At 69.4% G+C, this 19,151-nt stretch carries 17 protein-coding genes; 8 read left to right on the forward strand and 9 right to left on the reverse strand.

What is annotated here, in order from left to right:
* Nucleotides 1–70 precede the first annotated feature (70 nt).
* The 5 genes from EJK15_RS05625 to mhpA are packed head-to-tail and all read left to right on the forward strand — an operon-like array spanning nucleotide 71 to nucleotide 5,886.
* Nucleotides 71–1,204, forward strand: a complete 1,134-nt coding sequence (locus EJK15_RS05625) for a VOC family protein (protein WP_138709294.1) — start codon at nucleotides 71–73, stop codon at nucleotides 1,202–1,204.
* A complete protein-coding gene (locus EJK15_RS05630; RefSeq protein WP_138709295.1) occupies nucleotides 1,201–2,139 on the forward strand; it encodes a fumarylacetoacetate hydrolase family protein in 939 nt (312 codons plus the stop codon). The genes EJK15_RS05625 and EJK15_RS05630 overlap by 4 nt, the downstream gene beginning before the upstream one ends.
* On the forward strand, nucleotides 2,136–3,947 hold the full coding sequence (locus tag EJK15_RS05635; protein ID WP_138709296.1) for an acyl-CoA synthetase: 1,812 nt from the start codon (nucleotides 2,136–2,138) through the stop codon (nucleotides 3,945–3,947). The genes EJK15_RS05630 and EJK15_RS05635 overlap by 4 nt, the downstream gene beginning before the upstream one ends.
* The gene (locus EJK15_RS05640; RefSeq protein ID WP_138709297.1) at nucleotides 3,944–4,357 is read left to right on the forward strand and encodes a PPOX class F420-dependent oxidoreductase; all 414 of its coding nucleotides are present in this window, start codon (nucleotides 3,944–3,946) and stop codon (nucleotides 4,355–4,357) included. The genes EJK15_RS05635 and EJK15_RS05640 overlap by 4 nt, the downstream gene beginning before the upstream one ends.
* Complete coding sequence (gene mhpA / locus EJK15_RS05645) at nucleotides 4,354–5,886, forward strand: bifunctional 3-(3-hydroxy-phenyl)propionate/3-hydroxycinnamic acid hydroxylase MhpA (protein ID WP_138709298.1); 1,533 nt, start codon at nucleotides 4,354–4,356, stop codon at nucleotides 5,884–5,886. Before EJK15_RS05640 ends, mhpA begins: the two co-directional genes overlap by 4 nt.
* A gap of 196 nt (nucleotides 5,887–6,082) precedes the next feature.
* Here mhpA and EJK15_RS05650 read toward each other — a convergent pair whose 3' ends face one another.
* The 5 genes from EJK15_RS05650 to EJK15_RS05670 form a co-directional block, all read right to left on the reverse strand.
* Nucleotides 6,083–6,637, reverse strand: coding sequence for an alpha/beta fold hydrolase (locus tag EJK15_RS05650; protein WP_138709299.1), 555 nt, complete (start codon nucleotides 6,635–6,637; stop codon nucleotides 6,083–6,085).
* Between the two features lie 85 nt (nucleotides 6,638–6,722).
* Complete coding sequence (locus EJK15_RS05655) at nucleotides 6,723–7,778, reverse strand: zinc-binding dehydrogenase (protein WP_240776790.1); 1,056 nt, start codon at nucleotides 7,776–7,778, stop codon at nucleotides 6,723–6,725.
* Complete coding sequence (locus EJK15_RS05660) at nucleotides 7,775–8,323, reverse strand: ATP-binding protein (RefSeq protein WP_206060666.1); 549 nt, start codon at nucleotides 8,321–8,323, stop codon at nucleotides 7,775–7,777. Before EJK15_RS05660 ends, EJK15_RS05655 begins: the two co-directional genes overlap by 4 nt.
* A 58-nt stretch (nucleotides 8,324–8,381) precedes the next feature.
* A complete protein-coding gene (locus EJK15_RS05665) occupies nucleotides 8,382–11,606 on the reverse strand; it encodes a bifunctional cytochrome P450/NADPH--P450 reductase (protein ID WP_138709301.1) in 3,225 nt (1,074 codons plus the stop codon).
* Nucleotides 11,607–11,671: 65 nt separating this feature from the next.
* Complete coding sequence (locus EJK15_RS05670) at nucleotides 11,672–11,944, reverse strand: hypothetical protein (protein WP_138709302.1); 273 nt, start codon at nucleotides 11,942–11,944, stop codon at nucleotides 11,672–11,674.
* Between the two features lie 151 nt (nucleotides 11,945–12,095).
* On the opposite strand from EJK15_RS05670, the gene EJK15_RS05675 reads away from it, so the two are divergent.
* Complete coding sequence (locus EJK15_RS05675) at nucleotides 12,096–12,746, forward strand: TetR/AcrR family transcriptional regulator (RefSeq protein ID WP_138709303.1); 651 nt, start codon at nucleotides 12,096–12,098, stop codon at nucleotides 12,744–12,746.
* A gap of 770 nt (nucleotides 12,747–13,516) precedes the next feature.
* On the forward strand, nucleotides 13,517–14,095 hold the full coding sequence (locus EJK15_RS05685) for a hypothetical protein (RefSeq protein ID WP_138709304.1): 579 nt from the start codon (nucleotides 13,517–13,519) through the stop codon (nucleotides 14,093–14,095).
* Nucleotides 14,096–14,256: 161 nt separating this feature from the next.
* On the opposite strand, the gene EJK15_RS05695 is transcribed toward EJK15_RS05685, so the two are convergent.
* The 4 genes from EJK15_RS05695 to EJK15_RS05710 are packed head-to-tail and all read right to left on the reverse strand — an operon-like array spanning nucleotide 14,257 to nucleotide 17,873.
* Entirely contained in the window at nucleotides 14,257–14,436 is a 180-nt protein-coding gene (locus tag EJK15_RS05695; protein WP_138709305.1) for a hypothetical protein, read from the reverse strand.
* Entirely contained in the window at nucleotides 14,427–15,539 is a 1,113-nt protein-coding gene (locus EJK15_RS05700) for a 5-methyltetrahydropteroyltriglutamate--homocysteine S-methyltransferase (protein ID WP_138709306.1), read from the reverse strand. The genes EJK15_RS05695 and EJK15_RS05700 overlap by 10 nt, the downstream gene beginning before the upstream one ends.
* A gap of 6 nt (nucleotides 15,540–15,545) precedes the next feature.
* Nucleotides 15,546–17,015: an acyl-CoA synthetase gene (locus EJK15_RS05705; RefSeq protein WP_138709307.1), complete on the reverse strand. Its 1,470-nt coding sequence runs from the start codon at nucleotides 17,013–17,015 to the stop codon at nucleotides 15,546–15,548.
* A 51-nt stretch (nucleotides 17,016–17,066) separates the two neighbouring features.
* Nucleotides 17,067–17,873, reverse strand: coding sequence for a PaaX family transcriptional regulator (locus EJK15_RS05710; RefSeq protein WP_138709308.1), 807 nt, complete (start codon nucleotides 17,871–17,873; stop codon nucleotides 17,067–17,069).
* 89 nt (nucleotides 17,874–17,962) lie between these two features.
* Here EJK15_RS05710 and EJK15_RS05715 point away from each other — a divergent pair, with 89 nt between their 5' ends.
* Nucleotides 17,963–19,150, forward strand: a complete 1,188-nt coding sequence (locus tag EJK15_RS05715) for an ABC transporter substrate-binding protein (RefSeq protein ID WP_138709309.1) — start codon at nucleotides 17,963–17,965, stop codon at nucleotides 19,148–19,150.
* Nucleotide 19,151 lies beyond the last annotated feature (1 nt).

A 19,151-nucleotide genomic window follows, 5' to 3' on the forward strand; every position in this document is an offset into this window, starting at 1 on the left:
CGTAATCATCAGATATGCACGGTATAGTCATGTATGCCGATAGTGTCAGAATGGTGAAAGGAGGTGGCCTGTGATCAACCACCATGACCCTCACACCGGCCTGCACAGTGAGCAGGGCACTTTGAAGGGCGAGCACTCGGGCAGGGCGGCCAATCCGCTCATCAAGGTGCACGATCTGGCGTGGCTGGAGTTCTGCAAGCCGGATCTGCAGCGCGCGGAATCATTCGCGCACGCCTTCGGATTCACCACGGCGCTGCACACCGCGGACGAACTCCACCTGCGCGGCACCGACGCCGGTTCCCCGTGCGTGCTCATCCGCAAGGGGCCTCGGTCGAGGTTCATCGGCCCGGCGTTTCAGGCGGCCGACCCGAGCGATGTGCTGCGGCTGGCGGAGGCCATCGGACGGAAGGTCGTGCCGTTGCCGGAGAGCCTGGGCGGGCTCGCCGTCGACCTGGCCGATCCGGGCGGCAACCGGGTACGGGTCGTCTCGGGCACGCATGATCTGGCCGCGCTACCGGCGCAGGTGCCGCTCACGTTCAACTTCGGGCACGACACGGTGCGGACGAACGCCACCCAGCGGCCGCCGCGTGAACCGGCCAAGGTGCAGCGGCTCGGGCACGTGGTGCTGCAGACCACGCGCTACATCGAGACGCTGAACTGGTATCTGGAGCACCTGGGCCTGATCGTCAGCGACTTCCTGTACTACCCCGGGCAGCGCGAACGTGGGCCGGTGATGAGCTTCATTCGCTGCGACCGCGGCATGACGCCCACCGACCATCACACGCTGGCGATGACCCTCGGCCCGGTCGACCGCTACGTGCACTCCGCCTACCAAGTCGCCGACCTCGACGCGCTGGCCGCCGGCGGCCATTACCTGCTCGAGGAGGGCTACCGGCGTTCGTGGGGCATCGGCCGGCACATCCAGGGCAGCCAGATCTTCGACTACTGGCGCGACCCGGACGGCTTCCTGGTCGAGCACTTCAGCGACGGCGACCTGTTCGACTGTTCGCTCGAGCCGGGGTGGGCGCCGATGACCGCCTCCGGCCTGGCCCAGTGGGGCCCTCCGGCGAGCAAGGACTTCCTCGGCCTGGCGCCCGGCAGGGAGTCGCTGCGCGAGCTGCGCGGGATCGTCCGCGCGCTGCGCGAGGACAACGAATTCGACCTGCACCGCCTGCGCGGCCTGCTGAAAGTAGCCAGCTCATGAGCACCTCCATCCTCCGCACCGCCGACGCCTGGTGGGTGGCCACGCCCGCCGGCGCCGCCAAGGTGACCACCGAGGCCGCTACTACCGGTCAGCTGCTGGCCGACCGGCAGGCGATCGCCGCGGCCGCCACGAGCACCGACACGGTGCCCGTCGAGAGCCTGACCCTGTGGTCGCCGGTGACGGCGCCCTGCCGGGTCGTCGCCCAGATGACGAACTTCGCCTCACACGTCAAGGACGCGGGCATGGACCCCGCCTCCATCCCGCTGACCTTCTTCCGCAAGTCCTCCGGCTCGATCAGCGGGCCGTACGACGAGGTCATCCGGCCCGCCCATGTGCGGCTGCTGGATTACGAGGTGGAGATCGGGCTGGTCATCGGCCGCGAGATGCCCGTCGGCACGGCGGTCACCGCCGACGACCTGCCCGGCTGCATCGCGGGCCTGGTCGTCACCAACGACATCTCCGCGCGGGACGTGCAGTTGCCCAAGACGCAGTTCTACGAGTCCAAGTCCTATCCCACCTTCACCCCGGTCGGCCCGGCCCTGGTGCTGCTGGACGCCGACGAGCTCAAGCGGTTCACCGACCTGCGGCTGCGGCTGCAGGTCAATGGCGAGCTCCGGCAGAACATGACGGTCGCCGACATGATCTATCAGCCCCTTCAGGCGCTGCAGGCGCTGACCCGCTTCCAGCGGCTGGACGCCGGCGATCTGTTGCTGACCGGCACCCCCGTCGGCACGGCCCTGAGCGCGCCCCCGAAGCCGGTCGAGGTCCTCGCCTCGCTGTTGCCGCCCGCGGTCAAGTGGAAGCTCTTCTTCGACCGCCAGGCCAAGAACCCCAGGTACCTGAAGGACGGCGATGTCATCGAGGTCGGCGTGGCCACCGGCGACGGCGCGATCGACCTGGGCACCCAGCGCACGGTGGTGAGGTACGCACGATGACGCACCACGCTGAGGGCGACCGTCCCCTGATCCTGGTCCCGGAAGACCTGCCGCTGGTGGAGGCCGTGCCGCTGGCCGAACGCGATCTGCCTGCGTCCACCTACGAGTTGCTGCGCCGTACGGCCACCGCGACGCCGGACGCACCCGCCCTGCATCTGCTGGGCGAGGGCGAGGAGGTCACCTGGAGCTACGGCGAGTTGCTCGCCCGCGTGCACCAGGCGGCCAACCTCTACACCAGCTTCGGCCTGCGGCCCGGCGGGACAGTGGGGCTGCTGCTGCCCAACACCGGCCACACTTACGCCGCGCTGCTGGGCGCCCAGGCCGTCGGTGTGCCCAACCCGGTCAACCCGATGCTGGCCGAGCAGCACATCATCGACATCTTCATCCTCACCGAGGCCGAGATCCTGGTGGTGGCCGGCTCGTCGATGGCCCCGGGACTCTGGGAGAAGGCGGTACGCGTCGCCGAGGCATTGCCGCGCCTGCGTGCGCTGTTCGTGGTGGGCGGCAACGGTCTGTCCACCCCTCCTGGTGGCAGCTTCGAACGGCTCGCCGCCGAGCAGCCAGGTGACAGGCTGATCTCCCGGCATCGGTCCGGGCCGCGGGACCTGGCTGCCTACTTCCACACCGGCGGCACCACCGGTACCCCCAAGATCGCACCGCACACCCACGCCATGGAGGTCTACATGGCCTGGGCGCTCGGCTGCACGGGCGCCTACGCAGGGGGCGGGGTGGCCCTGGCCGGGCTGCCGCTCTTCCACGTCAACGCCCTGCACGTCACCGGGCTGGCGCCGTTCATGCACGGGGCGAGCGTGGTCAGCCTCGGCCCGCTCGGCTACCGGGACGAGACGCTCATGGGCGACTTCTGGCGCATCATCGAGCGCTACCGGGTCACCGCTTTCTCGGCTGTGCCGACCGTGTACGCGAGCCTGCCGCCGGTGCCGGACGGGGTGGACATCTCCAGCCTGCGAGCCGGCGTGGTGGGGGCCGCACCGCTGCCCGGCCGGGTCCGCGCCGGCTTCGAGCAGTCGGTCAAGGTGCCGATGCTGGAGGGCTACGGGCTGACCGAGGCCACCTGCGCCAGCGCCACCACCCCCGCCTTCGCGCTCCGGGCCGGGTCGGTCGGGCTGCGCCTGCCGTACCAGCAGATCAAGGCCGTCACCGTGGACGCCGACGACCGGCCGACCGGCGACTGCCCGCCCGGGCAGACGGGGGTGCTGGCCATCAGCGGACCGGCCGTCTTCCCCGGCTACCTCGGCCCGGACGGCCCGGACCCGACCGGCAAGATCTTCGACGGCTGGCTGGTCACCGGCGACCTCGGGCACGTGGACGAAGACGGCTATGTCTATCTGACCGGCCGGGCCAAGGACCTCATCATCCGCGGCGGCCACAACATCGACCCGCGCCCCATCGAGGAGTCGCTGCTGGAGCACCCCGCCGTGAGCGGCGCCGCCGTCGTGGGACGCCCCGACCCGCACTCCGGCGAAGTCCCCGTCGCCTACGTGACCGTCACCGGGCAGCCCGGCGAGGACGACCTGCTGGCCTGGGCCCGGGCGCACGCCATCGAGCCGGCCGCCGTCCCCAAAGCCGTGCACATCATCGCATCCCTGCCCACCACGACGGTCGGCAAGCTGTACAAACCCGAGTTGGTCGCCGACGCCGTCCGCCGCATCCTCGCCGGCCTCGACCCCCAGGCCACAGCCGAGGTCGTGTTGGAAGACGGGCGGCCGGTCGTCCTCATCGGCGCGGATGCGCAGTTGGCCGCCGCGCTCGACCGCTACCAGATCCGCTACCGCAGGGTGACCTCATGATCGACCAGAATGTCCACGACTTCCTCGCCCGGCAACCGGCGGGCGTACTCGCCACCACCCGGCCCGACGGCACCGTGCGCCAGTCGGTGGTCTACTTCGCCCTGGACGGCGACCGCGTGCTCATTTCCACCGAACCTGGCCGCGCCAAGGCCAAGGACGTGCAGCGCACCGGCCGGGCCTCGCTGTGCGTGATCGGCGGCGCGTCCCCGTACCCGTCGGTCACGCTGGAGGGCGCGGCCCGGATCCGGAGCGCCGGCATCGGGGCGGACACCGCACGGGTTTGGTCCCGCATTGGCGGCCAGAGCGTTGAGCCGCTGAGCGATGCGGAGCTGGCCGCGATGAACCGCGTCGTCCTGGAGATCACCGTCGAGCGCGTTTACGGCGCCAGCTATCTCGAGAGCACGTCATGAGCGACCACCGCGAGCCGGACGCTGTTCCGGTCGTCATCATCGGCGCGGGTCCCACCAGCCTGACCGCCGCGACACTGCTCGCGCGGTCTGGCGTCACCTGCCTCGTGCTCGAGCGGTGGGAGTCGATCCATCCGCAGCCGCGGGCCGTCCACCTGGACGACGAGGTCCACCGTATCCTGGCCCGGCTGGGGCTCAGCGAGAAGTTCGCCGCGATCTCCCGGCCCGCCTGCGGCCTGCGGCTGGTCGACCGGCGCATGCGGGTCCTGGCCGAGTTCCGCCGCGGCACCGCCATCGGTCGGAACGGCTACCCCGAAGCCAACATGTTCGACCAGCCAGAGTTGGAAGCGCTCCTGCGCGCGAACCTGCATCGGCACCCCACCGTCACGCTCCGCGGCAACGCCGAGGTCACCGCGCTGCGCCAGGACAGGCCAGGCCAGGTGAGCATCGACTTCACCGACCGGTCCACCGGTGAACACCACCGCGTCCTGGCCGACTACGTGCTGGGCTGCGACGGCGCCAACAGCCTGACCCGCGCCGCGATCGGCGCCGCCATGCTGGACCTGCGCTTCGCACAACGCTGGCTCGTCGTCGACGTGGCCACCGACGCGGATCTGGCCGCGTGGGAGGGCGTACACCAGGTCTGCGACCCGCACCGCGCCGCCACCTACATGCGCATCGGACGCACCCGCTACCGCTGGGAGTTCCGCCTACGGCACGACGAGAGCGCCGCCGACTTCCAGGCGATGGATCGACTGCATCCCCTTCTCTCACCCTGGCCCCGGGACATACCGGTCGAGGAGCTGCGCCTCCTGCGGGTGGCCGAGTACACCTTCCGCGCCCAGGTCGCCGACCGGTGGCGGGACCGCCGGATCTTCCTGCTCGGCGACGCCGCCCACCTCACCCCGCCGTTCATCGGACAGGGCATGGGCGCCGGACTGCGGGACGCGGCCAACCTCGCCTGGAAACTGGCGGGCGTTCTCGACGGAAGCCTGCCGGAGCGCATGCTCGACACCTACGAAACGGAACGAAAACCCCACGTACGCGCCCTGATCCGAATGGCCAAGCTCGTCGGGACGGCGATGACACGAGGCGGCGAGCTGGGCAACCTCGTCCGCGCCGTCCTGGCGCCGCGCCTGCATCTGATGCCCGGTTTCAAGCAGCGGATCCTGAGCAGCCAGACACCGGCGCTGCGCCGGTCCGGCCTGGTGGTACGGCCACGCCTGCGCCGCACCCTGGCGGGCCGGCTGTGCCCGAACGCGATCCTCGACGACGGTAAGCGTTTCGACGACGTGGCCGCGGGCCGGTTCGCGATCGTCACGTTCACCGAGCCGTCCACCACGCAACGAGTCGAAGTCGAGCGGCGCGGAACAGCTCTCATCGCTGCCCGGCCGGGCAGCGAACTCCACCGATGGCTGAGGAAGGGCCGCGCACACGCAGTCATTGTCCGCCCCGACGGCACAGTGCTGCGCACGGGGTGTGATCCGCTGGCGCTCAGCGCAAGCCTGCCCCGGACCTCGGCGGCCGACTGACGGCAGCTGGGCCGCTGCCCCAACGTCACACGCACACAGACGGCTGGTGGGTGGTGCGCGACCACCACGCTATCCGCGGCGAGACCAGTGCCGTTACCACCGCCGGCCCTGCCGGCACACCGCGCCACCGTGGACGAGGCCCCGACTTCGACGAGACCCGGCACACCCGTCGCCGGGCTGACGGTGTCGTCGCCGGTCACCACGCGGCCGGGTGGTCGCGCAGATGGTCAACGGGGTTAGAGTGCGGCTGCCGTTCCGGGTGTGGGCGTGGCCCGGGGCAGCTGTCCGTGGCACGCGTTCGTGTTGTGGTACGCCCCCTCGCCGCGCCGAGGACCGCCACAGCGGCGAGACTGCCACGTGATGAGGATGACCTCGTCAGCCCGTCGCCCAGCGCAGTGTTCTGAGGCGAGCGCGGCGCGCGGCACATGTGCGTCCGCCGGGCACGACCGGGCGCAATGGCCGCCGACAGGGGCGCTGCGGACCAGGTGCCTTCGTGACACCGCCAGTGCTCTTCGAGGGCACGGGCGACCTGTGCAGGCCGCTGCAGCACCGTCCAATGGCTGCAGTCGAGTTCGATCACCCGTTCCGCCCGGATGGCACGGCCCAGCTCGTCGGCGAACGCGACTTGGCAGGCGGCGTCGCGTGAGCCCCAGAACACCAGGCCCGGTGCGGTCACCTTCGCCGGATCGGGTTCCCATTCACTGCCCATCCGCACCGCGGAGCCGTAGAGCTTGAGGATGCTGTCCTTCATCAGCGCTGCGGCGCCTCCTTCTGCGCGACATCACGACCTCGCACGGTGACCGCGCCGACAACGTGTGGCCAGTAGTCCTCAGCCGCTAGGGAACGAGGATGAGGCGGATCGGGTCGCCGATCTTGTGCTCCAGCCGGTGGATCGCCTCGGCGGCGTCGGCAAGCGGGATGTGGTCGGTGATGGAGGGGGCCAGGTCGAGTCGGCCGTTGGAGACCAGCCGCACCAGCTCGGAGACGGACTCGGGGAAGCCGCCGTAGTGCCCGCGCACCTGCTTGCGCATGTAGTTGAAGGTCAGGCCTTCGCTGATGGTGAGCGGCTTGGGGGTTATGCCGACCAGGATGAGGGCTCCGTTGAGGCCGAGCACTGCGGCGGCCTGCTCGCGGACGGCGGGCACACCGGCGCAGTCGAAGGCGAAGTCCAGGCCGCGTCCGGCGGTGGCCGCACTTACCTGGTCGGCGAAGTCGTCGGCGGCCGGGTCGAGAGCGATGTCCGCTCCGAAGGCGAGGGCGCGTTCCCGGGCGCCGGGCAGCGGGTCGACGGCGATGATCGGGGCGGCGCCGACCAGGCGGGCGACGCGGACGTTGTGCGCGCCCACTCCGCCCACGCCCCACACGCCCACGGACTGCGCTGGGCGCACCCCGGCGGTGGCCACGATGGCGGCGTAGGGGGTGGAGACCGCGTCAGGGATGATCGCGGCCTGGTCGAAGGGGAGGTTGCCGGGGATGGGGATGAGGGTGTCCTCGCGGGCGATGGTGTACTGGGCCCAGCCGCCGTCGTAGTCGATGCCGCGGGTGCGGACCTGGGTGCAGGGGCGGCGGCGGGCGCAGTCATCGCACTGTTCGCAGCTCTGTCCGGCCTCCAGGGTGACGCGGGTGCCTACGGTCAGGCCCCGCTTGAGGCCGGGGCCGAGGGTGTGGATCACCCCGGAGACCTCGTGGCCGACGGTGACAGCGTCGGAGGTGGCGAACAGAGGGGGCAGGGTGCCGTCGATCAGGTGGACGTCCGACAGGCAGACGCCTGCGGCCTTGACCTCGATGAGTACCTCGCCCGGGCCGGGCGCGGGGACGGGGACCTCCTCCACGACGAACTTCTGGGTGTCCAGATGGAAGCGTCCGGCGAGCATGGTGTCCATGGTGATCATCTCTCTTTCTTTGCAGGGGGTGTCGATCGGTTCCGTACACCCGGCGCGCAGCCGGGGAATGGCGGTTTAGGGGTTGTCTGAGTGCCTGACCTCGCGCGCGAGTATGTGGTCGGAGCCGGAAAGTGGCCGTCGTCCTGCCGGCCCGAGGACAGCAGGGCCCAGGCGATGGTGCCGGCCTGTGTCGGGCACACTGCGCAGTCGACGGCATGGGCTTGGACCAGGCGCAGTCCCCAGCCGTTTTCCGGCAGGTCGGCCGAATCGGCGGCGGGATCCCGCCAGGTGCCGTCGTCGAGGACCTCGATCAGGATTCGGGACGCCGAGCGGACCAGCCGCACACTGACCTCGGAGGCTCCGCTGTGCAGCACGGCGTTGGTGACCAGTTCGGAGACCACGAGGCGGGCCGCGTCGGCCACCTCCTTGGGCAGCTGCCACCTCGCCAGCTGGGCGTCGGTGAACAGCCTGGCTCGAGCGGCCGCGCTCCGCTCTGCGCGCATGGCGCACACCGCCAGGTCTTCAAGGGGCGGCCTGTGCTCGTAGGTGAACATCACACATTCCTTGGGTGGTGGCCGCCCGCCCGGTGCCCGGGCGGGCAGCGCGGGCAGATCAGGCGAAGACGTCCTGCTGGTAGCGCTCGTCGGCCTCGAGCTGGGCGAGCCACTGCTGGGCGGCTTCGTCATCGGCGCCGGTGTGGTTGCGATACAGAGCGGCGAGCGCTTCCCGTACGGCGGGTGCCATGCGGCGTCCGTCGCCGCAGACGTAGATGTACGCGCCGTCCTGCAGGGCCTGCCACACCGTGTCGGCGGCGGCGATGAGGGCGTCCTGGACGTACCGGGCCGGATGGTCGACCATCGCGGAGAAGGCCGTGTGCACCTGGGCGATCCCGGCCTCCTCCCAGGCTTCCATCTCCTGGCGGTAGAAGTAGTCGTGCTGTGGGTGGCGGCACCCGACGAAGACCTGGGACAGGCCCACCTTCGTGCCGTTGGCGTGCTGACAGGCGCGCTCCTCCAAAAAGCCGCGCAGCGGTGCGATGCCGGTGCCGGGGCCGATGAGGATCAGCGGTGTGGCGGGGTCGGCAGGCGGGGCGAAGGTCGGGGAGGGCACGCGCACGTAGCCGTAGAAAACGTCACCGGGCTCAAGGCGGGCGATGTAGGACGAGCAGGTGCCGCGGTACTGGCCGTCGCCGGACAGGGCGGGGCCTTCGAGGAGGCCGACGGTCAGGCGCGCCTGACGCGGGTGGGCCAGCGGGGAGGAGGAGATGGAGTAGAAGCGGGGACGGATGGGCCCCATCATCTCCAGGAAGACCGCCAGCGGCAGTTCGACCGCGGGGAAGCGCTCCAGGAGGTTGAGCACCGAGACCCGTTTGCCGAGGATCTCCTTCTGGTACCGCTCGTCGGCCTCCTCGGTGTCGGCCGTGTAGGCCTCCAGTTGCGGCCGGGTCCACGGGCACGGGGTGTGCTCGGCCAGGGTACGCACCTGGGTGCGAGTGGCCACGTCCTGCAGCTCCAGGAACTCGGTGAACAGTAGTCCGGCGGTGACGGGCGTGCCCACCGGCAGGTGCGTCCTGCCGCCGGCCGGCTGGTCGAGCCGGAGTACCTGGTCGTGCTCGACGCCGAGCCGCGCCAGCGCGCGGGAGACCAGCGGCGGCTCGTTCTTGGCGAAGACGGCCAGGTGGTTGCCGGTGGCGTAGGTGACGCCCTCGGGCAGCTCGACGGTGATGGACTTCGCGGACGGGCGCGGCGGCTCGATGCTGACGTCCCACAGCCCGGTCGGGTCGCCCACGAGCTCCTCGTTGGCCACCACGGTCAGCGGGTAGGCCTGCTCGGAGAGAATCGCCGGGCGCACGTCCGCCTCGGTGAGCAGCTGCACCTGGTAGCGCGGTGCGCCGGCGTCGGAGGTGTCGGCGGCGTACTCCTCGGCCAGGGTGGTCCACAGGGTGTCCATCCAGCGGGTGGCCATGCCGTCGAAGTCGGAGGCGGCATCCGCCATACCGCGCTCGATGACCGGAGTGGCCCCGGCGGCCAGCAGGGCGGCCTCGACCCGCTTGGGGAAGGCCTGGTAGGTCGCCACCCACTGGGTGTTGCCGGCGCCCAGCAGCGCGAAGCGCACGTTGGACAGCGAGCCCTCGGGCAGGCCGGCGGCGATCAGGTCGTCGAAGCGCTGGGCGTTGTCGGGCGCCTTGCCGTTGTAGCTGGCGGCGACGACGACGAGCAGGCCCTCAGTGGGCAGGTTGTCGCCCAGCTCGTCCAGGCTCAGCAACGTGGTGTCGAACCCGGAACGCTCGCCGCGGTCGGCGATCGTGCGCGCCAGATCCTCACAGCTGCCCAGGCTGGAGCCGTAGGTGACGGTGAGGCCTACCCCGACGCCGCTGACCGCGGCCTCCTGCTGCGCATCGTCGGTCTGCGCGGCCGAGACACCGAACGCGGCCCGCTCGTGCTCCTGCCGGGTCCGCACGACCAGCTTGAAGTTGCCGGGTTTGCGCGTCAGCGCCTCCCGGACGTCCATCCGGTAGTCGCTGGTGTCGGAGAACTTGAACTTCTGCAGTACCAGCGCGAGGGCCAGGCGGGCCTCGGTGAGCGCGAACTGGCGGCCGATGCAGGCACGCCGGCCGTTGCCGAACGGCTTGTAGGCGTGCGGGTGGTGCTTGGCCCGGTTCTCCGGCAGCCAGCGGTCGATGTCGAACTCCAGCGGCCGTTCCCACGCCTTGGGGTGGGTGTGCAGCGGGAACATCAGCAGGTTCGTCTTCGTGCCCTGCTTCAGGTGGTAGCGGCCACCGATGACGGTGTCCTCAAGCGGCGCCTTCATGATCTGCGGGATGGGAGCCCACAGGCGCAGGGTCTCCTCCAGCACGCGCGGGATGACATCCAGCTTCATGATCGTGTCGTAGTCCGGGACCGTGTCGCCCGGCAGCATCCGGTCCACTTCGGTGTAGGCCTGGGCCAGCGTGTGCGGGTTGCGCAGCAGCGAGTACGTGGCGAACGACAGCAGCCCACTCGTGGTCTCGTGACCGGCGATCAGGAACGTCAGCACCTGGTCCCGGACGTTGTCGTTGTCCAGCCGTCGGCCGGTCTCCGGGTCGACGGCCTCCAGCATCAGACCCAGCAGGTCTTTTTCACTGCTGGTCTTCCTCTGGCGGCGTTCCTTGATCACCTGCTCGACCAGGTCCCGCATCGTGGCGATGCTCTCGTGGTACCTCTTGTGGTCGGCCTTGCGGAGCTTGGTCATCATCGGCAGTTCCTGGGAGCGCCGCATCGACTCGGTCAGCGCGTTCAGCAGCGCCTGGAGGAAGGGGTGCAGCTCTTCCTTGTCGAAGGAGCCGAACCGGTAGCCGAACCCCGTCACGGCGATGGTGTCCAGGGTCAGCCGGGTGTAGTCGTCGGTGATGTTGACCGGCTGCCCCTGCTTGCGGTCCCACTTGCCCACCAGGCTCTGAGCGATCTCCAGCATCTGCGGGAAGTAGCTCTTCATGGCCCGCTGGCTGAAGGCCGGCATGAGGATCCGGTGCGCCATGCCCCAGGTGTCGCCGTCGTCCTCCTCGTGGGCAGTGAACAGTCCTGCGCCGGTGTAGTCCCGGATGTGGGCCAGCGGCGGGAGGATGGGCTTGCCGAAACGGGTCTCGTCACAGACCTCCGCCATCAGGTCCGGGGCATAGACGAAGACGTTCTGCATGCCGGCGATGTCCATGCTGAAGATGCCCTCGGGGAACTGCTTGGACAGCTCGCCGAAATACTCGACCGGGTTGGTGTCGGGGATCTGCGGCGTGTGGCCGAGGATCGGGATCCCGCGCGGGGACCGAATGGGGCGAAGGCCGGTGGCGAGCTGGTCCGTCATGGGTTTCCTCCGTTGGGGAAGGGAAGCTGCGGCAGCAGGCGCATGCCGCAATGTGGCTTGTGCTCTCAGCCGAGGCCGAACTCCTCTTTGACGGCGGCAAGGGCGTTGCCGACCTTGCCGCGACGCTCGGGATGCTTGTGTTCGCGCACGTCGTGGATGAATTCCTTCCGCGCGGCGGCGGCCACGGTGACGACCTCGGTGGGATGTCGCCGAGTGCCGGGGCGAGGAAGTCCGTCGTGCACCTTGTTGATCGGGCTGCTCGCTCTGCCGGGGTGCTCGCCCCTCAGCGCGCCTTGCCGACCGTGCAAGCGGGTGCGTGGATCATGATGCACACTCATCGGATACCTGTCTCATATCTGACGATTTCTTCATTTATGAACGATACCGTCACTCATGTAATGAATCGTCAAAATAGTGGTGAGCATTCCGTCACTCTTGACGGAACCCACTACAGTGAGACAGGGAAAGCTGGGACAGGAGTGAGAACAGATGGCCGGTACCGCACCGAGCCGCCTGGATCGGCGTAAGGCGCGCACCCGCGCCGCGCTCATCCACGCGGCCCAGACCTTCATCGCCGACGGCAAGACCAACGTGGCGATCCTGGAACTCACCCAGGCCGCCGACGTGGGCATGGGCTCGTTCTACAACCACTTCTCCAGCAAGGACGAACTCTTCCAGGCCGCCGTGGAAGACGCCCTCGACCGGCACGGCGCGGCACTGGATGAGCTGACCCGCGGCATGGACGACCCCGCCGAAGTCTTCGCCTGCAGCTTCCGGCTGACCGGACGCCTGCACCGCCGCCATCCCCAGCTCAGCAAAGTCCTGCTCAACACCGGCCTGGCCCTGGTCACCTCCGAGCACGGCATTGCCCCGCGCGCCCGACGCGACATCCAAGCAGGCATCCAAGCCGAGCGCTTCACCGTAGGCGACCCGGAACTCGCACTCGTGATGGCCGCAGGCGCAACACTATGCCTCGGCCAACTGCTCCACACCCAGCCAGACCGCGACGACGCCCAGGCCACCGACCAGATCGCCGAAGACCTGCTGCGCACCTTCGGCATCCCCGCCAAAGAGGCCCACCAAATCTGCCAACACCCCCTGCCCGAGCTCGACCGCCTTCTCCCCAACGCCACCGCGTAGCAGTGCCCGTCGATGGCACGTGAACGGTCATGAACGTTTCGTTTCGTTTCAGATCGACTGAGCAGTGGTGACGGTGCCTGGCTGCTGAAATCTGTTGGAGGAATGGCAGAGAGCAACTCGAGCCTCTGGTGTTGTCCGAGTGGCCACAGCTATGGCGCCATGGCATGCCGGGTATGGCATGTGGCTCAGCCAAGGGTCCCGATGCTCAGTTGCGGCTCCGACCGGCCGTGAGAAGCCCGGCCATGGCCCGTGTACAACGTCAGCAACAGCGTGAGCGCCAGGCACGTGCTTCGTGCCTGGCGGACACCAAGTCGATCTCGTCCTCGAGTACCGTCCAGCAGGACTTTGCTGAGCTGGGGATGGCGGCGGTGCAGGCGTCCGGTCAGCCGGAAGCTGCACACGAAGACCTCGCCTGTTCTCACTCCGTCGTAGTGTTCCGCTGTCCCAGAGTAGTGCGGTCCGTCAAGAGTTACGCGATACTCACCACATTTTTGACGATTCATTGCATTTATGGCGATACTATCCATAAATGACGATATCGTCAGAATGGCACGGACGCGGGAGAATCCGGCGATAAGCGGCCAGGCGTGCAGCCCGGCGCCCCTGCCCCCGATCCACCGTGACCAATTCGGACCTTCCGGCGCTCGAGCCGGCGCCGCCTGGACACCCAGACGGGCGCGCATCACCGCGGCCAATCGACCAAGACAACCCCGCGGTGATGCGCGCCCGCGCATCCCACCAATCCACAGATCAGGGAGGCGGATCGCATCATGCCCGCAATCACCGACACCACCGCAACTCCAGAGCACGCGGTCAAGGCGCTGCTGAGCGAATACGACGCCCTGAAAGCGGAGCAGCGGCAGCGGATCGGCGTGCACGGCCAATTGCTGTACGCCATGCTCACCGCGGTCGCCGGCATCACCACCGTCATCGCAACCGTCGGCCGGCTGGAGTTGCTGTTGCTGCTGCCGCTGGCCACCACGGTGCTTGGCTGGGCCTACGTCATCAACGATCACAAGATCGCCGCCATCGGGCAGTACGTCCGCGGCCGACTGGGGCCGCACCTGGTCGGCCTCGTCGACGACGGCTCCAGTGACATCGACATGTTCAAGTGGGAGAGATACCACCGCCAGGACCCACTCCGCCCCTCCCGCAAGCGGCTACAACTGGCAGTGGACCTGGCCGCGTTCTGCGCGCCCCCGCTGGCCGCCCTCACCCTGCTCTGGCTGCTGGGCCCGTACACTCCAGTGGTCCTGATCGGCTCGGCCGCCGCGCTGGCCGCAGTGGTGGTCCTGGCGACCCAGATCATCCGCTACGCGGACGTAGCCGGTCCCGTACAGCGGACATGATCGCACGGCTGCTGCGGCCGGGAGGACGGTTGGTGTTCCACACGATCAGCGTTCTGGTCGCGCTGTGCCTGCCCGATCGCGGACACGCGAGCGAGCAGCTCGTACGGCCCCAGCGCGAGGTCCGCCGGCCGGAGCTCCCCGGCCGCCGCCCTCGCCGCCGGCTACGACCTGGTCTTCCTCATGGCGGCTGGGCTCGGCCTGGCCATCGCGGTGGTCAGCTTGCTGCTGCCGCGGCACCGGCGCGACTGACCGCCGACGACGCCGCGCCGGTGGCGCCCGGCCAACGGCGGCGGTGCCTGGCTGGGCGCGCGGGCCTGGAGACCGGGGCCGGTCAGCCCCATACCTCCTGGGCGGTTTCGACGATCAGGCGGAGCTTGGCGAACTGCTGGTCGGCGGTGAGCTGGTTGCCCTCCACCGTGGAGGAGAACCCGCACTGCGGCGACAGGCAGAGCTGGTCGAGGTCGACGAACTTGGCGGCCTCGTCGATGCGCCTTTTCAGGCTGTCCTTGGATTCCAGCTCCCCATGCTTGGTCGTGACCAGCCCGAGCACGACCATCTTGCCCTTGGGCACGTACCGCAGCGGCTCGAAGCCGCCCGACCGCTCGTCGTCGTACTCCAGGAAGAAGCCGTCCACCTTCAGCTCGCCAAACAAGGCCTCCGCCACGTAGTCGTAGCCGCCGGAGGCGGCCCAGGAGGAGCGGAAGTTGCCGCGGCACATGTGCGTCGTGATCGTCATCCCGGCCGGCTTGGTGGCGAGCGCGGCGTTGATCTGCTTGATGTAGCGCAGGTGCATGTGCTCGGCGTCGTCGCCACGCGAACTCAGCTCCGCCCGCTGGGCCGGGTCGTTCAGGTAGGCCAGGCTGGTGTCGTCGAACTGCAGATAGGTGCAGCCCAGCGCGCCGATCCTGCGGACCTGCTCGGCGTAGGCCGCGCTCAGGTCGCGCCAGAACTCCTCGACGTCCGGGTAGACCTTCGGTTCGATGGCGGCGGGCCCGCCGCGGTAGTGGACCATGCTGGGCGACGGGATGGTCAGCTTCGGCACGGCCCCGCCACCACGGCTGGTCACGGTGTCGCGCAGGAACATGAAGTCGTCGGCGAAGATCGGCTCGTTCAGCTTGATCCGGTCGTGGACCTTCAACGCCGCCGGGGTGAACTCGATGTCGCCCTGCTCGTTGTGGAAGCGGACGGTGATGCGCTCGTCGGCGGCCTGGCCGATGCCGCCGAGCCGGTAGATGAAGTCCATGTGCCAGGAGGCCCGCCGGAACTCGCCGTCCGTGGCGCTCTGCAGGCCGGTCTCCTCCTGCCTGCGTACCACCTCTCTGATGGCCTCGTCCTCGGCCTCCCGCAGCTCGTCGCCGGCGAGGCTCTCACGGGCGCGGAGCAGTGCGGGCGGGCGGAGGAGGCTGCCGACGTGATCGGCGCGGAAAGGGGGTGAGGTGCGCATGGCGGATCATCTCCCGTAGAGCTTTCTGAGGGGGGCTTTGAGCAGCTTGCCGGCCGCGTTCTTGGGGAGTTCGGGAACGAATTCCAGATATTTCGGGATTTTGAAGCGGGCCAGCCGGCCGTCCAGGTGCTTCAGCAGCTCGTCGACGCCGGCCGTGGCGTCCGGCCGCAGCACGACCAGGGCCTTGCCCACCTCGCCCCACCGGTCGTCGGGCACGCCGATCACCGCGCACTCGGCGACGGCGGGGTGGTCGTACAGGACGCTCTCGACCTCGGCGGGGTAGATGTTCTCGCCACCCGAGATGATCACGTCGGTGAGCCGGTCGGAGATGCGAACGTAGCCGTCCTCGTCGGCGACGCCGACATCGCCGGAGCGGAGCCAGCCGTCGGGCGAGAGCACCTTCGCGGTCTCTTCGGGGCGCCGCCAGTAGCCGGGCATGACGTTGGGGCCCTGGACGTACACCTCGCCCGGCTCGCCGGGGGCGGCCTCGGCGCCCTCGGGCGTGATCAGGCGGACGTCGGAGAAGAAGCACGGCACGCCCGCCGAGCCGGCCTTGTCGATCGAGTGCTCGGCCCCGAGGAAGAGGGCGCCGGGGGAGGTCTCGGTCATGCCGTACCCCTGAAGGAACGTCAGCCCGCGCTCCTGATAGGTCTGGATCAGCGGCTCGGGCACCGGCGCGCCCCCGCACAGCAGGTGGCGCAGGCTGGACAGGTCGGCGCCGGCCCAGCGCGGTGACTGGGCGAGAACGCTGAACATCGACGGCACCCCGAACATCACCGTGACCCGCTCGGCCTCGATCAGGTCGAACGTCCGATCCACGTCGAAGGACGGCTCCAGGATGGCCCGGCCGCCCTTGAGCACGGTCGGGATCAGCGTCTGCGCCAGGGCGGCGATGTGGAACAGCGGCGCGCTGATCAGCGTCACCTCGTCGTGCGCGAGCGGCACGTCGACCAGCAGATTGACGGTGTTCCAGATGAGGTTGGCGTGGGTGAGCATGGCGCCCTTGGGGCGCCCGGTGGTGCCGGACGTGTACATGATCAGGCACACGTCGTCCTGGCTCACCGGCTCGTCGATCGGCTCGGGCGAGCCCGACGCGAGCAGCTCCTCGTAGCCGGCGGCCGGAACGTGCCGGCCGGGCAGGCCGTCGCCGTCCCGCCCCTCCCCCAGCAGCAGGACGGACGCGTCCGCGTCCTCCAGGATGAAGCGCAGCTCGGGCGTGGCCAGGCGGGTGTTGAGCGGGACGAACACCGCCCCCAGCAGCCCCGCCGCGAAGAACGTCTCCACCAGCGAGGGATGGTTGGCCCCGAGGTAGGCGACCCGGTCGCCGCGCCCCACGCCCAGCGCGGAGGCCAGCCGGTACGTCCGCTCCCGCAGGTCACGGTAGGTGTGGTTGCGGTCCCCGCAGGTCAGTGCCGCCCGATCGGGCGTCATGCGGGCCCTGCGTGCCGGCCACGACCCAAGCCCCTGGTTGCGCATCGGTGCTCCTTGCCGCTCAAGCCATCAAGTTAGGCCACGATGCGATGGCTGTCACCGTTCTGCCGAACTTTCGTCGGGAAGCGTGTCGAGGAGTCGCTCCGCGACCGCCGCCGCCTCCGGCCGGAACCGCTCGTGCAGCGTGTGGCACACCCGCTGGGCCTTCTCCGCCGGCCAGTCGTGCGGCAGGTAGCGCAGCGGAAGCCGCGGGTCGGTCCTGATGATCTGCAGCCAGCCGGTGAGCAGCGTCAGCGAGCGGGCCAGGTCGTCGGGCGCGCCCGGCGCCGGATCGGCCTGGTCCCAGCGGCGCAGGAACGCCCGGTAGCGCTCGCCCAGCCCGTCCAGGTCGTAGGCGTCCCTGACCAGGGCGTGCATGTCGGTGGGGCACCTGGGCTCGGCGGCGAACACCTTCACGTTCGCGCCGAGGCCGCCGGCCACCCGCGCGGCGTCCACCTCGCCGGGGGCGATCCACAAGCCGTTCTGCAGCGGCCCGAAACCGGCCCAGATCAGCCGGGAGCGCAGCTCGTGCCGCTGCCGCTGCCACGACTCGGGCAGCGAGAAGCCGATCAGCGTCCACCGGTCCTCGTCCGCGTCGTTGACGACGCCGCTGTGCCAGATGCGCCGCTCGCCGTCCTTGAGCACCTCGGTGCTGGTGGGGGTGAGGCCGAAGTACATGCGCCGCCCCGACGGCTGACGGCGCAGCAGCCCGCGGCGGACCATCCGGGTCAGCGTGGAGCGGGTCGCCTCCTCCGAGATCCCGACCTTGGCGAACGCCTCGATGAAGCTGGCCGAGGACACGCAGATCCCGCGACCGTATACGTGATCTCCCAGAAAGGTGAGAATCACCGACTGAGGCCGCACCTGACCCTCCCCCCGGATGTTAGGCAAACTATTGACAGCCGTAATGTACCTGCCTACATTCGGGCCACATAGCGGTCCAGGAGGTCCTGATGCGCAGGCTTCTTCCATCCCTGGCGTGTATGGTGCTCGCTCTGGCCGCGTGCGGCGGGAATCCCGGAGGGTCCGGCGCCCAGGACCCGATCAAGGTGGGCCTCGTCGTCTCCCTGACCGGCAACTACACGCCGCTCGGCAGCGAGGACAAGAAGGCCGTCGAGCTGGCGGTCGAGCAGGTCAACGCGCAGGGCGGACTGCTGGGCCGCAAGGTGGAGCTGGTCACCCGCGACGACAAGACCGCCCCCGACCAGGGCATCGTGGCCTACAACCAGATCAAGGGCGAGATCGACGCGCTGATCGGGCCGGTGTTCTCCAACTCGGCGCTCGCGGTCGAGCCGCTCGCGCAGCGCGACAAGATGCCGTACCTGTCGCTGGCGCCCGCGCAGGAGCAGGTCGAGCCGATCAAGTCGTACATCTTCGTCACGCCCGCCCTGTCCAGCATGTACGCCGAGCGCTACCTGCAGTACATCCAGGCCCAGGGCATCAAGACGATCGCGGTCGGCTGGGACTCCAAGAGCGCCTATTCGGTCTCCGGGCACAAGTCCATGGTCGAGCTGGCGCCGAAGTACAGCGTGAAGATCGCGGTCGACGAGCCGTACGAGACCACGAACTCCGACTTCAGCGCGATGTTCCAGCACGTGCGCGACTCCGCCGCCGAGGCGCTGGTGTTCTGGGGCTCGGGCGCGCCCGGCGTGACGGCCGCCAAGCAGTACGTCGCCTCGGGGCTCAAGACGCCGCTGTTCCTGACCGCGTCCCAGGCCAGCAAGCTGTGGCTGGAGCCGATGGGCAGCGCCAGCGAGGGCATGACCGTGCAGAGCGCCATCGGCGTCGTCGGCGACCACCTGCCGGCCGGCAAGCAGAAGCAGATCATCGACCAGATGGCCAAGCCGTACCAGCAGAAGCACGGCTACCCGCCGCCGCAGTTCGCGCAGGACGGCTACAGCGCGAGCCTGCTGCTGTTCGAGGCGATCAGGAAGGCGAACAGCACCGACAAGACCAAGATCCAGCAGGCCCTGGAGAGCATGGACCTGATCACGCCGAACGGCCGCTTCCGCTACTCCCCCACCGACCATTCCGGGCTCTCCCCCGAGTTCATCTCGGTCAACACCGTGCAGAACGGCCAGTTCGTCCCGACGGACTGGGCCAAGGAGCAGCTCACCAAGACCGTCACCGCGTCGGGGTAGC

The organism is Nonomuraea basaltis, from assembly GCF_005893125.1.
GTDB classification, from domain to species: Bacteria; Actinomycetota; Actinomycetes; order Streptosporangiales; family Streptosporangiaceae; genus Nonomuraea; species Nonomuraea basaltis.

Excerpts from the sequence above, each read along its gene's own strand:
- EJK15_RS05630 (WP_138709295.1), top strand. The coding sequence starts at position 1,201 with ATGAGCACCTCCATCCTCCGCACCGCCGACGCCTGGTGGGTGGCCACG.
- EJK15_RS05635 (WP_138709296.1), top strand. The coding sequence starts at position 2,136 with ATGACGCACCACGCTGAGGGCGACCGTCCCCTGATCCTGGTCCCGGAA.
- EJK15_RS05640 (WP_138709297.1), top strand. The coding sequence starts at position 3,944 with ATGATCGACCAGAATGTCCACGACTTCCTCGCCCGGCAACCGGCGGGC.
- mhpA (WP_138709298.1), top strand. The coding sequence starts at position 4,354 with ATGAGCGACCACCGCGAGCCGGACGCTGTTCCGGTCGTCATCATCGGC.
- EJK15_RS05650 (WP_138709299.1), bottom strand. The coding sequence starts at position 6,637 with ATGAAGGACAGCATCCTCAAGCTCTACGGCTCCGCGGTGCGGATGGGC.
- EJK15_RS05655 (WP_240776790.1), bottom strand. The coding sequence starts at position 7,778 with ATGATCACCATGGACACCATGCTCGCCGGACGCTTCCATCTGGACACC.
- EJK15_RS05660 (WP_206060666.1), bottom strand. The coding sequence starts at position 8,323 with ATGTTCACCTACGAGCACAGGCCGCCCCTTGAAGACCTGGCGGTGTGC.
- EJK15_RS05665 (WP_138709301.1), bottom strand. The coding sequence starts at position 11,606 with ATGACGGACCAGCTCGCCACCGGCCTTCGCCCCATTCGGTCCCCGCGC.
- EJK15_RS05670 (WP_138709302.1), bottom strand. The coding sequence starts at position 11,944 with ATGAGTGTGCATCATGATCCACGCACCCGCTTGCACGGTCGGCAAGGC.
- EJK15_RS05675 (WP_138709303.1), top strand. The coding sequence starts at position 12,096 with ATGGCCGGTACCGCACCGAGCCGCCTGGATCGGCGTAAGGCGCGCACC.
- EJK15_RS05685 (WP_138709304.1), top strand. The coding sequence starts at position 13,517 with ATGCCCGCAATCACCGACACCACCGCAACTCCAGAGCACGCGGTCAAG.
- EJK15_RS05695 (WP_138709305.1), bottom strand. The coding sequence starts at position 14,436 with ATGGGGCTGACCGGCCCCGGTCTCCAGGCCCGCGCGCCCAGCCAGGCA.
- EJK15_RS05700 (WP_138709306.1), bottom strand. The coding sequence starts at position 15,539 with ATGCGCACCTCACCCCCTTTCCGCGCCGATCACGTCGGCAGCCTCCTC.
- EJK15_RS05705 (WP_138709307.1), bottom strand. The coding sequence starts at position 17,015 with ATGCGCAACCAGGGGCTTGGGTCGTGGCCGGCACGCAGGGCCCGCATG.
- EJK15_RS05715 (WP_138709309.1), top strand. The coding sequence starts at position 17,963 with ATGCGCAGGCTTCTTCCATCCCTGGCGTGTATGGTGCTCGCTCTGGCC.